The sequence below is a fragment of the Avibacterium sp. 21-595 genome, from assembly GCF_023611905.1.
Taxonomy (GTDB): Bacteria; Pseudomonadota; Gammaproteobacteria; order Enterobacterales; family Pasteurellaceae; genus Avibacterium.
In genome coordinates this window covers 283,227-296,614 of the sequence record NZ_CP091455.1, presented here as the reverse complement: position 1 = coordinate 296,614, position 13,388 = coordinate 283,227, and the positions used below count along the sequence as shown (strand labels likewise).

The 13,388-nt window shown below is 39.5% G+C and carries 20 protein-coding genes; 2 read left to right on the top strand and 18 right to left on the bottom strand.

The window, feature by feature from the left end; all coding sequences use genetic code 11:
* Positions 1-33 precede the first annotated feature (33 nt).
* Entirely contained in the window at positions 34-591 is a 558-nt protein-coding gene (locus L4F92_RS01340) for a DNA-3-methyladenine glycosylase I (protein WP_250364523.1), read from the bottom strand.
* 165 nt (positions 592-756) lie between these two features.
* On the opposite strand from L4F92_RS01340, the gene tal reads away from it, so the two are divergent.
* The gene (gene tal, locus L4F92_RS01335; protein WP_250351404.1) at positions 757-1,710 is read left to right on the top strand and encodes a transaldolase; all 954 of its coding nucleotides are present in this window, start codon (positions 757-759) and stop codon (positions 1,708-1,710) included.
* 187 nt (positions 1,711-1,897) lie between these two features.
* Here the strand turns inward: tal and L4F92_RS01330 are convergent, their stop codons facing one another.
* Complete coding sequence (locus L4F92_RS01330) at positions 1,898-2,857, bottom strand: asparaginase (RefSeq protein ID WP_250363922.1); 960 nt, start codon at positions 2,855-2,857, stop codon at positions 1,898-1,900.
* A 39-nt stretch (positions 2,858-2,896) separates the two neighbouring features.
* A complete protein-coding gene (locus L4F92_RS01325; protein ID WP_250363921.1) occupies positions 2,897-3,331 on the bottom strand; it encodes a helix-turn-helix domain-containing protein in 435 nt (144 codons plus the stop codon).
* A 125-nt stretch (positions 3,332-3,456) separates the two neighbouring features.
* Here L4F92_RS01325 and L4F92_RS01320 point away from each other — a divergent pair, with 125 nt between their 5' ends.
* Complete coding sequence (locus L4F92_RS01320) at positions 3,457-4,218, top strand: DUF3944 domain-containing protein (protein WP_250363920.1); 762 nt, start codon at positions 3,457-3,459, stop codon at positions 4,216-4,218.
* 138 nt (positions 4,219-4,356) lie between these two features.
* Here the strand turns inward: L4F92_RS01320 and rpsQ are convergent, their stop codons facing one another.
* From rpsQ to hslR, 15 genes are all read right to left on the bottom strand, one after another.
* Positions 4,357-4,611 (bottom strand): 30S ribosomal protein S17, encoded by a 255-nt coding sequence (gene rpsQ / locus L4F92_RS01315; RefSeq protein ID WP_250351402.1) that lies wholly within the window; start codon positions 4,609-4,611, stop codon positions 4,357-4,359.
* Positions 4,611-4,802: a 50S ribosomal protein L29 gene (gene rpmC, locus L4F92_RS01310; protein ID WP_017805230.1), complete on the bottom strand. Its 192-nt coding sequence runs from the start codon at positions 4,800-4,802 to the stop codon at positions 4,611-4,613. Before rpmC ends, rpsQ begins: the two co-directional genes overlap by 1 nt.
* The gene (gene rplP / locus L4F92_RS01305) at positions 4,802-5,212 is read right to left on the bottom strand and encodes a 50S ribosomal protein L16 (RefSeq protein ID WP_103853558.1); all 411 of its coding nucleotides are present in this window, start codon (positions 5,210-5,212) and stop codon (positions 4,802-4,804) included. Before rplP ends, rpmC begins: the two co-directional genes overlap by 1 nt.
* Before the next feature lie 13 nt (positions 5,213-5,225).
* Positions 5,226-5,930, bottom strand: a complete 705-nt coding sequence (gene rpsC, locus L4F92_RS01300) for a 30S ribosomal protein S3 (RefSeq protein WP_250351401.1) — start codon at positions 5,928-5,930, stop codon at positions 5,226-5,228.
* 18 nt (positions 5,931-5,948) lie between these two features.
* Positions 5,949-6,281, bottom strand: a complete 333-nt coding sequence (gene rplV, locus L4F92_RS01295) for a 50S ribosomal protein L22 (protein WP_250351400.1) — start codon at positions 6,279-6,281, stop codon at positions 5,949-5,951.
* A gap of 10 nt (positions 6,282-6,291) precedes the next feature.
* Positions 6,292-6,567, bottom strand: coding sequence for a 30S ribosomal protein S19 (gene rpsS, locus L4F92_RS01290; protein WP_005539416.1), 276 nt, complete (start codon positions 6,565-6,567; stop codon positions 6,292-6,294).
* A gap of 25 nt (positions 6,568-6,592) precedes the next feature.
* The gene (rplB, locus tag L4F92_RS01285) at positions 6,593-7,414 is read right to left on the bottom strand and encodes a 50S ribosomal protein L2 (RefSeq protein ID WP_103853556.1); all 822 of its coding nucleotides are present in this window, start codon (positions 7,412-7,414) and stop codon (positions 6,593-6,595) included.
* A gap of 21 nt (positions 7,415-7,435) precedes the next feature.
* The gene (gene rplW / locus L4F92_RS01280; RefSeq protein WP_035687397.1) at positions 7,436-7,738 is read right to left on the bottom strand and encodes a 50S ribosomal protein L23; all 303 of its coding nucleotides are present in this window, start codon (positions 7,736-7,738) and stop codon (positions 7,436-7,438) included.
* Entirely contained in the window at positions 7,735-8,337 is a 603-nt protein-coding gene (gene rplD, locus L4F92_RS01275) for a 50S ribosomal protein L4 (protein WP_250351399.1), read from the bottom strand. Before rplD ends, rplW begins: the two co-directional genes overlap by 4 nt.
* Positions 8,338-8,352: 15 nt before the next feature.
* The gene (rplC, locus tag L4F92_RS01270) at positions 8,353-8,982 is read right to left on the bottom strand and encodes a 50S ribosomal protein L3 (RefSeq protein WP_035687403.1); all 630 of its coding nucleotides are present in this window, start codon (positions 8,980-8,982) and stop codon (positions 8,353-8,355) included.
* A 16-nt stretch (positions 8,983-8,998) separates the two neighbouring features.
* Positions 8,999-9,310, bottom strand: coding sequence for a 30S ribosomal protein S10 (gene rpsJ, locus L4F92_RS01265; protein ID WP_001181005.1), 312 nt, complete (start codon positions 9,308-9,310; stop codon positions 8,999-9,001).
* Positions 9,311-9,554: 244 nt separating this feature from the next.
* Complete coding sequence (gene metJ / locus L4F92_RS01260; RefSeq protein ID WP_250351398.1) at positions 9,555-9,872, bottom strand: met regulon transcriptional regulator MetJ; 318 nt, start codon at positions 9,870-9,872, stop codon at positions 9,555-9,557.
* A 187-nt stretch (positions 9,873-10,059) separates the two neighbouring features.
* The gene (gene pckA, locus L4F92_RS01255) at positions 10,060-11,676 is read right to left on the bottom strand and encodes a phosphoenolpyruvate carboxykinase (ATP) (RefSeq protein WP_250363919.1); all 1,617 of its coding nucleotides are present in this window, start codon (positions 11,674-11,676) and stop codon (positions 10,060-10,062) included.
* A 229-nt stretch (positions 11,677-11,905) separates the two neighbouring features.
* A complete protein-coding gene (gene hslO, locus L4F92_RS01250) occupies positions 11,906-12,766 on the bottom strand; it encodes an Hsp33 family molecular chaperone HslO (protein WP_250363918.1) in 861 nt (286 codons plus the stop codon).
* 105 nt (positions 12,767-12,871) lie between these two features.
* The gene (hslR, locus tag L4F92_RS01245) at positions 12,872-13,285 is read right to left on the bottom strand and encodes a ribosome-associated heat shock protein Hsp15 (RefSeq protein ID WP_250363917.1); all 414 of its coding nucleotides are present in this window, start codon (positions 13,283-13,285) and stop codon (positions 12,872-12,874) included.
* Positions 13,286-13,388: the final 103 nt, after the last annotated feature.

The window sequence follows — 13,388 nt, the reverse complement described above, 5'->3', positions numbered from 1 at the left end:
CCGATTATAAAGAAAAATGATGAAAAAAGCATTTTATTTATACTTACAAAAACAGCTATTCAGATGATCATTTACTAGCCCCATAGATTGCATAAAAGCATAACAAGTGGTTTCTCCAACAAAGACAAAACCACGTTTTTTTAAAGCCTTTGAAAGCTGTTTTGAAACCGCTGTCTTCGCTGGCACTGCGGATAAATCAGGGACATCATTTATTTGTGGCTGGTGATTAACAAAGGCCCAAATAAAATCGCTAAAATTTTCACCGCACTTTTGCATGGCTAAATAGGCTTTTGCATTCTTTACAATTGCCTCTAATTTCGCACGATGACGAATAAGCCCGGCATTTTGCATTCTCTCATCAATATCTTGTGCCGTCATTTGCGCAATCTTTTCAGGATTAAAGTGAAAAAATGCCTGACGATACGGCTCTCGTTTTTTCAAAACGGTAATCCATGAAAGCCCTGCTTGCTGTCCTTCTAAACAAATTTTCTCAAATAATTTCAGACTATCATATTCTGGCTTGCCCCATTCATTATCGTGATAATCTTGATAAATAAACGAGCCTTCGGCCCAACTGCAACGTGTTTTCATCATTCATTCCTTATATTGTGATCAGGATCACAGATTTTCTTTTCCTCATTCATTGAATTTAATTTAGAATCTACCTATTAATACTAGAGCTAAAATAGCTATATGCTCATCAATAAGATGTGATATTGTATTCCAACTTAACCAACAATCAAATTAGAGGTAAATATGACAACACAATTAGACGCATTACGCGAAATGACCGTAGTTGTGGCAGATACAGGAGATATCGAAGCCATTAAAACCTACCAACCACAAGATGCCACCACGAACCCATCACTCATTTTAAGTGCCTCCGCATTGCCTCAATATGCGCCATTAATTGACGAAGCCATAGCCTATGGCAAAAGCAAAAGTGCTGACAAAGCACAGCAACTTATTGATGCAGAAGATAAATTAGCGGTAAATATCGGTTTAGAAATTCTTAAAATCGTACCCGGACGCATTTCTACCGAAGTGGATGCACGTCTTTCTTACAATACCCAAGCCACTGTTGAAAAAGCACGTAAATTAATCGCACTTTATAATGAAGCTGGGGTTTCCAATGATCGTATTTTAATTAAAATTGCCTCCACTTGGCAGGGTATCCGTGCAGCAGAAATTCTTGAAAAAGAAGGCATTAACTGTAACTTAACCCTCTTATTCTCAGAAGCCCAAGCTCGTGCTTGTGCTGAAGCGGGGGTATACTTAATTTCACCATTCGTCGGTCGTATTCTTGACTGGTACAAAGCCAACAGCGATAAAAAAGAATATGCACCAGCAGAAGATCCCGGTGTGATTTCAGTAACTAAAATTTACAACTATTACAAACAACACGGCTACCAGACCGTAGTAATGGGTGCAAGTTTCCGTAACGTAGGCGAAATTACTGAACTTGCCGGTTGCGATCGCTTAACCATTGCTCCTGCTTTATTAAAAGAATTGCAAGAAAATAACACCGCACTTGCTCGCAAACTAGAATATAAAGGTGAAGTGAAAGCTAAGCCACAACCACTTACAGAAAGCGAGTTCTACTGGCAACATAACAGCGATCCAATGGCCGTCGAAAAACTGGCTGAAGGTATCCGTAAATTTGCCATTGACCAAGAAAAATTAGAAGCGATGTTATTGGCGAAGTTCTAATCTCCTCTCAATAAGACAAAGCCCCAACTCACTGGGGCTTTTGCTATATATGAAAATTCTACCAAAAATCTCACCGCACTTTTAATGCTTGTAATGGGACAAACGCAAAACATTCCACCGCTTTTAGCGGTTTCTTACAATGCGTCTCACCACAATAAAGTGCGGTGCAAATGTTAAACTTTTTTCTTTATCCTTCCATATAGCTTTTTAGTGCCTCGCCTTGTAATCCTGCATTCAGCGCGATGAGTAATTTTAAGCGAGCTTTCGGAGCATTCAGTTCTTTCACAAACATTACGCCCTGTTCCTGCAAACTTGCCCCACCGCCATCATAACCATAAACCGACTCAGCAATACCGTTAAAACAACGAGAAACTAACGCAACAGGAATATTATGTGCTAGCAATCGCTGTAATCCTTTCGCAGCTTGCGGTGGAATATTTCCTGCCCCTAATGCTTCAATCACTAAGCCGTCCAATTGTTGCAAATCTAATTGCTCAAACAGCCAGCTATCCATTCCCGCATAAGTTTTGATGACTTGCACATTTCCACTCACTGTTTCTAAATCAAAACGCACGCGAGGCTCGGCGGTTTTGAAAAAGAGAATATCTTTTTTCATAATCACCCCCAAAGGACCGTGAGTGGGTGTTTGAAAGGTGGAAACATTAGTGGTGTGGGTTTTGGTTACATATTTCGCCGCGTGAATTTCATCATTCATAACAACTAACACGCCTTTATCTGCGCTTTTCTCAAAAACTGCCACGCGCAATGCAGAAAGGTAATTATAAATGCCATCACTGCCTAACTCGTTATTTGAACGCATTGCCCCCGTAATGACGATAGGTATTTTAGGAAGTTGCATTGTATCAAGAAAATAAGCCGTTTCTTCCAGTGTATCCGTCCCGTGTGTAATCACCACACCATCATAATTTCGTGCCTCTTGCTTAATTTTCTGGCTTAGTGCAAGCATATGTTCAAGGCGAATATGTGGGCTGGGTAAGTTAAGAAAATCCACCGATTCCAATTCAATATTATGTAAATCCAAACCGACTTTGGTCATAGGATTACGGCTATTTGGTGTCACTTTTCCACTGCTATCCGCGTGCATTGAAATTGTGCCTCCTGTGTGGAGGACGAGGAGTTTTTTCATAAAATTAATACATCGTCTGAAATAAAAAATAAACTACGCTTAATGGGCGTCTTTCTCTAAAGCCGTGATCAGTTTCTCAAGGGCTACAATTTGCGTTTTTAGCCCCTCAATTTCACGCTCTCGGCTGGCTAAAATTTCATTTTTCATTTCAATAATATGATTTAAATGAGTAATCTCATTTTGTAGAGCGGGCTCACCCAGTGCAAGATTAAAATGGCTAGAATTGGTAGAATTATCATGAGAATGGTTAAAAATAATCGGTCCGTCACCAAACGGAATTAAATCGACCATTTCTACCCCTAGAATTTGAGCGATATTCGCCAGCCTATCAATCTTAAGATCAGTTTCTCCTCTTTCTATTTTAGCATAACCACCTTCTGACATATGCAATAACTCAGCCATTGTCGCTTGGGTAATTTTTTTATCTTCTCGTATATCACGAATTTTCTGTCTAACTATATCTTTTGCTTTCATATTGCCTCTTTTCGGTAGGTAACTGATGATTTTGGGTAGCTAAGTCTAACTTTTCGTCGCTGGTTAAGTATAACCCATAAAATTAGACTATAAATACTTTTTAACCAACTATAAGGAAATTTATTATGGCATATCGTTACGATCCCGATTTAGAGTTTCTCAGTGATTGTTCATCTGAAGAATTAGATCAACTTGTTTATCTTTTAACTCATGATAAAGACGGAAAAAAGCGCTTTACAGAGGAACTTACTCATAATAATGATTATAAACGTTATTATCCACAACACTCAAAATATTGGGAAGACATCGCCGCAGAAATTCAGCGATTTGGAGGAAATACCTTTATAAATCTATTCCGTGGCAGTCGAGGTGTGCCTTATAAAGAATTACTTTGCGATGTGTGCGATAAAATGAAAGTCAACTACAACAAATATTCTTCCGTACAACAAATTGAAGAAAATCTATTAATGAAAGTATTAACTGATGCCTTTGAGGAAATGTCATTGGAAGAACGCCAGAAACTACTTAAAGAATTGGGCATTTCAGAGAATAAACCAACAACTCAAATTCTTACCACAACATTCATTGCAATGTTTAGAGCTGGCGGTTTCAAGTCTTATAAATTAACCTTAATCATCGTAAATGCGGTGTTAAAAGCATTAATTGGTCGAGGATTATCCTTAGGTGGAAATGCCTTATTAGTACGAACAGCCTCAATTCTAACTGGGCCAATTGGCTGGACAATCACTGCATTATGGACTGCAGCTGACATTGCTGGCCCAGCTTACCGAGTTACTATACCTGCTGTTTTTGAGATAGCCTATTTAAGAAAACTAAATCAAAACAGAGAGCTTATCGCAAAAGCAGAGCAAGAAAATGAGGTATAATTACTAATCTAGCCACTTGCTAGATTTTTGAATTCTCCCTGACCAAAGAGCGGTCAAAATTTTTATTATTTTTATCAACAAAAAAGCCAATGGTATTTACCATTGGCTATTATTTTATTTAAAGCGATAACTAATAAATTAGATTACTGCTTTTTCAACAACGCGAACCAAAGTATGTGATTTAGTTTTTGAAAGAGGACGACATTCCTTAATTTCAACAACATCACCTAATTTTGCTTCGTTATTTTCATCGTGCACATGTAATTTAGTTGTACGACGGATAAATTTACCATAAAGAGGGTGTTTCACTTTGCGTTCAATTGCAACTGTGAATGATTTATCCATTTTGTCGCTAATTACACGACCTTGCACAGTACGAATTTTATCAGTCATTACTCACCCGCCTTCTCGGTTAATACAGTTTTCACTTGTGCAATACTGCGACGCACTTGTTTTAACTGATGGGTTTGTTGAAGCTGACCGGTGGCTGCTTGCATACGCAATTTGAATTGCTCACCTAACAAGTTAACCAATTCAGCATTCAGCTCTTCAACAGTTTTTGTACGTAGTTCTTGAGCTTTCATTACATCACCGTTTTAGTTACGAATGTGGTCTTAATTGGCAATTTAGCCGCTGCAAGTGCAAATGCATTTCTTGCTAGCTCTTCAGACACACCATCCATTTCATAAAGTACTTTACCCGGCTGGATTAAAGCTACCCAGTATTCAACGTTACCTTTACCTTTACCCATACGGACTTCTAATGGTTTTTCAGTAATTGGTTTATCTGGAAAAACACGGATCCAGATTTTACCTTGACGTTTAATCGCACGAGTCATCGCACGACGTGCTGCCTCAATTTGGCGAGCTGTTAAACGACCACGGCCAACTGCTTTCAAACCGAAGGTACCGAAGCTAACTTCTGTACCACCTGCAATTCCACGGTTACGACCTTTTTGGACTTTACGGAATTTTGTACGTTTTGGTTGCAACATTTAGCAATTCTCCTTACTTACGACCTTTACCACGTGGCTTTTTAGGCGTGGTAGGTTGTTGTTCTGGTTGTTGTGCAATTGCAGCCATTCCACCAAGAATTTCACCTTTGAAGATCCACACTTTAACGCCGATTACGCCGTATGTAGTGTGTGCTTCAGCAGTGTTATAATCGATGTCCGCACGTAGTGTATGTAATGGCACACGACCTTCACGATACCACTCTGAACGAGCAATCTCTGCACCACCTAAACGACCGCTAACTTCAACTTTGATACCTTTGGCACCTAAACGCATTGCATTTTGTACCGCACGTTTCATTGCACGACGGAACATTACTCGACGTTCAAGTTGAGAAGCGATGCTATCTGCAACTAATTTCGCATCTAATTCAGGTTTTTTCACTTCAGCGATGTTGATTTGAGCTGGAACACCTGCGATAGCTGCAACAGCGTTACGTAATTTTTCAACATCTTCGCCTTTTTTACCAATTACGATACCTGGGCGAGCTGTGTGAATTGTTACACGAATACTTTTCGCTGGACGCTCAATAGTGATGCGTGAAACGGAAGCATTCGCTAATTCTTTATTTAAGAATTGACGCACTTTGAAATCGCCGTCTAAGTTAGACGCGAAGTCTTGTGTATTCGCAAACCAAGTAGAGCTCCAAGGCTTAACAATACCTAGGCGAATACCATTTGGATGGACTTTTTGACCCATTGCTATTCCTCTACTAAATTAACGATCTGACACAACCACAGTAATGTGGCTTGTACGTTTTAAAATACGATCTGCACGACCTTTAGCACGTGGCATAACACGTTTCATACTAGGACCTTCGTCTACGAAAATCTTAGTCACTTTTAGATCATCGATATCTGCACCGTCATTATGCTCTGCATTAGCAATTGCAGACTCAAGCACTTTCTTAACAAGCGATGCTGCTTTTTTGTTAGTGAAAGTTAAAATTTCTAATGCTTGACCTACTTTTTTACCACGGATTAAATCCGCAACTAAACGAGCTTTTTGCGCTGAAGTGCGAGCGTAACGATGTTTTGCGATAGTTTCCATCTTTTACCCCTTACTTCTTAGCTTTCTTATCCGCAGCGTGTCCGCGGTAAGTACGAGTCGGTGCAAATTCACCGAGTTTATGACCAATCATTTCGTCCGATACATAAACTGGAACGTGCTGACGACCATTATGGACTGCGATGGTCAATCCGATCATTGATGGAATGATCATTGAACGACGGGACCAAGTTTTAATTGGCTTTTTATCCCCGCTTTCCACCGCCTTCTCTACCTTCTTCAACAAGTGTAGGTCAAGGAAAGGACCCTTCTTGAGAGAACGTGGCATGGCTAATCCTCTTATTTAATTAATATTATTTACCACGACGACGTACGATATATTTATCAGTACGTTTGTTATGGCGAGTTTTCTTACCTTTGGTTTGAACGCCCCAAGGAGTAACTGGGTGTTTACCGAAGTTACGACCTTCACCACCACCGTGTGGGTGATCAACAGGGTTCATTGCTGTACCACGAACTGTTGGGCGAACGCCTCTCCAGCGGTTAGCACCAGCTTTACCAAGAACGCGAAGCATATGCTCTGAATTACCCACTTCACCAATGGTTGCAGAACATTCAGCTAATACTTTACGCATTTCACCTGAGCGAAGACGTAAAGTAACATAGTTACCTTCACGCGCAATAATTTGTACATAAGCACCAGCAGAACGTGCAAGTTGTCCGCCTTTACCTGGTTTTAATTCAACGTTATGTACAGTTGAACCAACAGGGATATTACGCATTGGTAATGAGTTACCAACTTTAATTGGAGCGTTTACACCTGCTTGGATTTGATCGCCTGCGCTTAAACCTTTAGGTGCTAAGATATAACGGCGTTCACCATCTTTATAAAGCACTAAAGCGATATTTGCGCTGCGATTTGGATCATATTCAAGACGCTCAACAACCGCTGGGATATCTAACTTGTTACGTTTGAAATCGATTAAACGGTAATGTTGTTTATGACCACCACCGATATGGCGAGTAGTAATACGTCCTAAATTATTACGCCCACCTGTTTTAGATTTGCTATCTAATAATGGTGCGTAAGGTTTCCCTTTATGTAATTCAGGGTTTACGATTTTAACAACGTGACGACGACCAGCGGAGGTCGGCTTACATTTTACGATAGCCATTTATTTCTTTCTCCTCCGTAATTACTCTGCACCTTCAACGAAGTCAAGTGATTGACCTTCTTGAAGAGTTACATAAGCTTTTTTCCAGTCACTGCGATGTCCCATCTTAGTACCACGACGTTTAGTTTTACCTTTAACGACAACAGTACGAACAGAATCTACTTTCACTTCAAATAATTCAGCAACAGCTTTTGCAATTTCTGCTTTGTTGGCATCTAAAGCGACTTTGAAAACGATGGTGTTTGACTTCTCAGCGTTATTTGTTGCTTTCTCAGAGACGTGAGGTGCTTTTAACACTTTTAGCAAACGTTCTTGTTGAATCATGCTAACATCTCCTCAATTTGTTTCACTGCATCAACAGTTACAACCACTTTATCAAAAGCGATTAAACTGACTGGATCAATACCTTGCACATCACGTACATCAACTTTATATAAGTTACGTGCAGCTAAGAATAAATTCTCATCTAAACTTGCAGTGATGATAAGCGCGTCAGTTAACGCCATATCTTTTAATTTTTGAACTAAGGCTTTTGTTTTTGGCGCATCAATTTCGAATTTTTCAACTACAACTAAACGATCTTGACGAACAAGCTCAGATAGAATGCTTTTGATTGCACCACGGTACATTTTTTTGTTCACTTTTTGGCTGTGATCTTGTGGTTTCGCTGCAAAAGTTACACCACCAGAACGCCAAATTGGCGATTTAATATCACCAGCACGAGCGCGACCAGTACCTTTTTGACGCCAAGGTTTTTTACCTGAACCAGACACTTCAGCACGAGTTTTTTGCGCACGTGAACCTTGACGAGCACCTGCTGCATAAGCAACAACTACTTGGTGGATCAATGCTTCATTAAACTCACGTCCGAAGGTAGTTTCAGAAACAGTTAGTGCGTTTGCACCTACAACTTGTAATTCCATCTCTATCTCCTAGACTTATGCTTTAACTGCTGGTTTTACGATAACATCACTATTAGTTGCACCAGGTACAGAACCTTTAACTAATAATAAATTACGCTCAGCATCAACACGAACAACTTCAAGTGATTGAACGGTTACACGCTCAGCACCTAAGTGTCCAGCCATTTTTTTGCCTTTAAACACACGACCTGGAGTTTGGTTTTGACCAATAGAACCAAGCACACGATGTGATAAAGAGTTACCATGGCTCGCATCTTGAGTACGGAAATTCCAACGTTTAACACCACCTTGGAAACCTTTACCTTTAGATGTACCAGTAACATCAACTTTCTTAACATCTGCGAAGATGTCAACATTAATTTCTTGACCTAAAGTGAATTCTTCACCTTCAGTTGTACGAAATTCCCATAAACCGCGACCAGCTTCAACACCTGCTTTCACGAAATGGCCTGCTTCAGGCTTAGTTACACGGCTCGCTTTTTTAGAACCAGTAGTAACTTGAATTGCAGTATAGCCATCGTTTTCAAGAGTTTTAACTTGAGTTACACGGTTTGCTTGGATTTCGATAACAGTAACAGGTACAGAAACGCCATCTTCATTGAAGATACGAGTCATACCAACTTTACGACCGACTAAACCAATCATTGTCATAACCTCTTAATTAACCTAGGCTGATCTGCACGTCAACGCCGGCAGCCAAATCTAAACGCATTAATGCATCAACAGTTTTTTCTGTTGGTTCTACGATATCTACTAAACGTTTGTGAGTACGAATTTCGTATTGGTCACGTGCGTCTTTATTAACGTGTGGAGAAATCAACACGGTAAAACGTTCTTTACGCGTTGGTAAAGGAATTGGACCACGAACTTGTGCGCCAGTACGTTTAGCTGTTTCTACGATCTCCGCTGTAGATTGATCAATTAAACGATGATCAAATGCTTTTAAGCGGATACGGATTCTTTGGTTCTGCATTAGACCAGAGCTCCAATAATTTTTAGCTAAAATAAAACTGACACCGTCACCTTTCATAAACTTCATTGAAAGGGAAGTGCAGTAACCTAATATTATAGTCCCCCAATCGGGGACATTTTATGTATTACAAAATCTGTAACACGCCTTTAATAAATGATTACATCAAAGGGCTTTCTAAGAAAGCGTGTGGATTATACTTAGCTCAAATAGGAATTGCAACCTATTTCTCAGTAAAATCTGAAATTTAGTATTCCCATTCTTCAGGCTTCAAGCCTAACTCACGCATCATTTTTTTCGCCTGCTCAGGTATCTCATCGTGGCGCTCTTTTAACAAATCGTCATCGGTTGGTAACGGCTGCCCTGTAAATGCGTGCAAAAATGCCTCACATAACAATTCACTATTTGTCGCGTGACGTAAATTTTTCAGCTGACGTCTTGTCCGCTCATTAGTCAAAATTTCCAACACTTTAATTGGAATAGACACCGTAATCTTCTTTACCTGTTCACTTTTTTTGCCGTGTTCTGCATAAGGACTAATATATTTACCATCCCAATTCACCATAATGACACCTTAAATCTCCACAAAAATTGTGTTTATTCTAATGAAAAATTGCTGAGATCACAATCTAGACATTAAGACTGCTAGATAGCTAGATGAATGATTAAAAATCCACAAAAAAACACCGCACTTTGATTTTTCTCCAAAATCATCAGTGCGGTGTAAATTTTAGCAAATTTTTGTTATGTAATTAGGCTTTTGGCCCTGCTGCGATCAATGCTTTCCCTTCTTCGTTTGTTGCATATTTTTCAAAGTTTTTCACAAAACGGTTTGCTAAATCTTCGGCTTTTGCTTGCCATTGTGCTTTATCTGCATAAGTATCACGCGGATCTAAAATGGCCGGATCGACACCCGGTAATGCGTTTGGAATGGCTAAGTTAAAGATTGGTAATTCAGACATTTCCGCATTATCAATAGCACCATCTAAAATCGCATCAATAATGCCACGAGTATCTTTAATAGAGATACGTTTACCTGTGCCATTCCAGCCTGTGTTTACAAGATATGCTTCCGCCCCCGCAGCTTCCATACGTTTTACTAACACTTCTGCATATTGTGTTGGGTGAAGTGATAAGAATGCCGCCCCAAAACACGCAGAGAACGTTGGAGTTGGTTCGGTAATACCACGTTCTGTCCCCGCTAATTTCGCTGTAAAACCAGATAAGAAGTAGTATTTGGTTTGCTCTGGTGTCAATTTTGCTACTGGTGGTAACACCCCGAAAGCATCAGCGGTTAAGAAAATCACTTTTTTCGCATGACCCGCTTTAGAAACGGGTTTTACAATGTTCTCAATGTGATAGATTGGGTAAGAAACACGGGTGTTTTCTGTTTTTGATCCGTCATCATAATCCACGGAGCCATCTGCTCTCACCACCACATTTTCTAACAAAGCATCACGCTTAATTGCACGATAAATATCTGGCTCACTTTCTTCCGATAATTTGATGGTTTTAGCATAGCAACCACCTTCATAGTTAAATACGCCATCATCGTCCCAACCGTGTTCATCATCACCGATCAATTGGCGTTTTGGATCGGTTGAAAGCGTGGTTTTCCCTGTACCAGATAAACCGAAGAAAATTGCCACATCACCTTCTTTGCCGACGTTGGCAGAACAGTGCATTGAAGCGATACCTTTAAGCGGAAGGAAATAATTCATCATTGAGAACATTCCTTTTTTCATTTCACCGCCGTACCAAGTTCCACCAATTAGTTGAATGCCTTCTGTAATATTAAACGCCACAAAGTTTTCAGAATTTAAGCCTTGTTCTTTCCAATTTGGATTAGTCACTTTAGACCCATTCATTACCACAAAATCTGGTTTAAAGTTCGCTAATTCAGCAGCAGATGGGCGAATAAACATATTCGTTACAAAGTGGGCTTGCCACGCAACTTCAGTAATAATACGCACCGCTAAACGGGTATCTGGATTTGCCCCACAGAACGCATCCACGACAAACAGACGTTTGCTAGAAAGTTGTTTTGTGACTAATTCTTTTAAACTTTGCCAAGTGGCTTGATTCATTGGTTTGTTATCGTTTTTCGCTGCATCACTTGTCCACCATACTGTATCTTTGGTTTTTTCATCTAAAACAATATATTTATCTTTTGGCGAACGTCCAGTAAAAATCCCCGTATCTACAGCGACAGCCCCTGATTTTGTTACCGTACCTTTTTCAAATCCCTCTAGGCCTTCTTTGGTTTCTTCCTTGAATAATTGTTCATAGCTTGGGTTATAAACGACTTCTTTTACATCATAAATGCCTAACTCACCAAGTTCTTCAACTAATTTAGTTACATCTGTCATAATACACCTCAATTAAAAGTTAATATTTAAAATTAAAAGGAAAGTGTGGGCTATTTTATGCAAAGAAGATGAAAAAAAATGTTAGGTAGATCGCAAAATCAGAAAAAAACAGCTTACTCACTCAAAATAGTTAATTTTTATGACCTTAATCAAAAAAATAAATTGAAAAATATGAGAAATAAAAAAGCACGAACCCAGTCCGTGCTTTCTTTGTTATTGTTTATGAGGGTTACTCTCGCAATTTCTCAATCGCTTCTTTATTAAAGAAATAATGCGTGCCGCAACATTCACATTGCATATCAATGCTACCATTATGCTCTGCAAGAATTTCATCAATTTCATTTTCTGGTAGTAAAAGCAATGCACTTCCTGAACGCTCTTGGGTGCAGCCACAGAAAAATTCCACATTTTGTGCGGGATAAATTTCTACGGTTTCTTCGTGATATAAACGGTAAAGTAGCTCTTCGGCACTTAATCCAAAGATTTCCTCATCTTTTACTGTCGCAGTCAGCGTAGCAAGATGCTCAAAATCCCCTTCTTCGCCCACGCCGTCAGGCATTACTTGCAACAACATTCCTGCTGCCACGGGGTCGCCATTCAATTCGCCCGTACGAATAATTAACTGCGTTTGTAACTGTTCAGAACGTACAAAATAATCTTCTAAACATTCCGTAATCGTCGGTTTATCTAAGCTAATCACACCTTGATAACGTTCCCCTTCAGTAGGCGTAATAGTGATGACTAACACCCCTTTACCAATCATTTCACTTAGTGTCATCTCATCACGTACTTCACCTTGTAAACGGGCTAATGCACGGATTTTTTGATCATCCGAACCATTTACTAAGGCTAAAGAAAGTGGTCCATCACCTTGAATTTGTACGGTAATACTGCCATTAAATTTTAATGTGGCGGTGAGTAAACTGGTTGCCACCATCATTTCACCCAGTAAGTTTTGCACCACTTTTGGATAATGGTGGGTATTTAAGGTCTCTTTAAAACTTTGATTTAACCGCACCCATTCACCACGTACCGCTCGATGTTTAAATAAATAACGATAAAGTTTGTCGTTGTCAGCTTGATATGTCATATTGTCCTCAATAATACTTAAATAACGCCAAGTACAGATTAGATCAATGAGTTCATTAACTTGGCAATTTGCCTTTATATTGGGATCATTCTACAAATAACAAGGCTACTCTTGATATTTAAACTTAAGTAAATCTCGTCGCTCTTTTTTATTTGGTCGGCGTTCAGGGTTTGGCATAGAAAGGGCATTATTTTTGCGTGCAATGGCCCATTTTTCCCGTTTTTCAACACTCTGTGCGGTTTCTTGATATAACAATTGTGCTTCTGGCGCACCACGTCGCTGGGTGGAAAGGGCTAACACTTGCACTTCTTTTTCTTCATTGCCTTGACGTAATTTGATCAATGCGCCCACTTCGACGGTTTTATTCGGTTTAGTACGCTGATTATTGTAATGGACTTTACCGCCATCGATCATTTCTTTGGCGATGGTACGCGTCTTATAAAATCGAGCTGCCCAAAGCCATTTATCTAGACGAACCTCATCATTTTTATCCACATTACGCACGTTTTGTTTTGCCATCTATTTCTCCTAATCAAGTGCGGTCATTTTTTATTGTATTTTATGCCATAACGGAAGATGAAAACAAAAAATTGATCTTATTAGATAAAATTGATATAGAATG

Coding starts and splice junctions, on each gene's coding strand:
- L4F92_RS01340 (WP_250364523.1), bottom strand. CDS start 591: ATGAAAACACGTTGCAGTTGGGCCGAAGGCTCGTTTATTTATCAAGAT.
- tal (WP_250351404.1), top strand. CDS start 757: ATGACAACACAATTAGACGCATTACGCGAAATGACCGTAGTTGTGGCA.
- L4F92_RS01330 (WP_250363922.1), bottom strand. CDS start 2,857: ATGAAAAAACTCCTCGTCCTCCACACAGGAGGCACAATTTCAATGCAC.
- L4F92_RS01325 (WP_250363921.1), bottom strand. CDS start 3,331: ATGAAAGCAAAAGATATAGTTAGACAGAAAATTCGTGATATACGAGAA.
- L4F92_RS01320 (WP_250363920.1), top strand. CDS start 3,457: ATGGCATATCGTTACGATCCCGATTTAGAGTTTCTCAGTGATTGTTCA.
- rpsQ (WP_250351402.1), bottom strand. CDS start 4,611: ATGACTGATAAAATTCGTACTGTGCAAGGTCGTGTAATTAGCGACAAA.
- rpmC (WP_017805230.1), bottom strand. CDS start 4,802: ATGAAAGCTCAAGAACTACGTACAAAAACTGTTGAAGAGCTGAATGCT.
- rplP (WP_103853558.1), bottom strand. CDS start 5,212: ATGTTGCAACCAAAACGTACAAAATTCCGTAAAGTCCAAAAAGGTCGT.
- rpsC (WP_250351401.1), bottom strand. CDS start 5,930: ATGGGTCAAAAAGTCCATCCAAATGGTATTCGCCTAGGTATTGTTAAG.
- rplV (WP_250351400.1), bottom strand. CDS start 6,281: ATGGAAACTATCGCAAAACATCGTTACGCTCGCACTTCAGCGCAAAAA.
- rpsS (WP_005539416.1), bottom strand. CDS start 6,567: ATGCCACGTTCTCTCAAGAAGGGTCCTTTCCTTGACCTACACTTGTTG.
- rplB (WP_103853556.1), bottom strand. CDS start 7,414: ATGGCTATCGTAAAATGTAAGCCGACCTCCGCTGGTCGTCGTCACGTT.
- rplW (WP_035687397.1), bottom strand. CDS start 7,738: ATGATTCAACAAGAACGTTTGCTAAAAGTGTTAAAAGCACCTCACGTC.
- rplD (WP_250351399.1), bottom strand. CDS start 8,337: ATGGAATTACAAGTTGTAGGTGCAAACGCACTAACTGTTTCTGAAACT.
- rplC (WP_035687403.1), bottom strand. CDS start 8,982: ATGATTGGTTTAGTCGGTCGTAAAGTTGGTATGACTCGTATCTTCAAT.
- rpsJ (WP_001181005.1), bottom strand. CDS start 9,310: ATGCAGAACCAAAGAATCCGTATCCGCTTAAAAGCATTTGATCATCGT.
- metJ (WP_250351398.1), bottom strand. CDS start 9,872: ATGGTGAATTGGGATGGTAAATATATTAGTCCTTATGCAGAACACGGC.
- pckA (WP_250363919.1), bottom strand. CDS start 11,676: ATGACAGATGTAACTAAATTAGTTGAAGAACTTGGTGAGTTAGGCATT.
- hslO (WP_250363918.1), bottom strand. CDS start 12,766: ATGACATATCAAGCTGACAACGACAAACTTTATCGTTATTTATTTAAA.
- hslR (WP_250363917.1), bottom strand. CDS start 13,285: ATGGCAAAACAAAACGTGCGTAATGTGGATAAAAATGATGAGGTTCGT.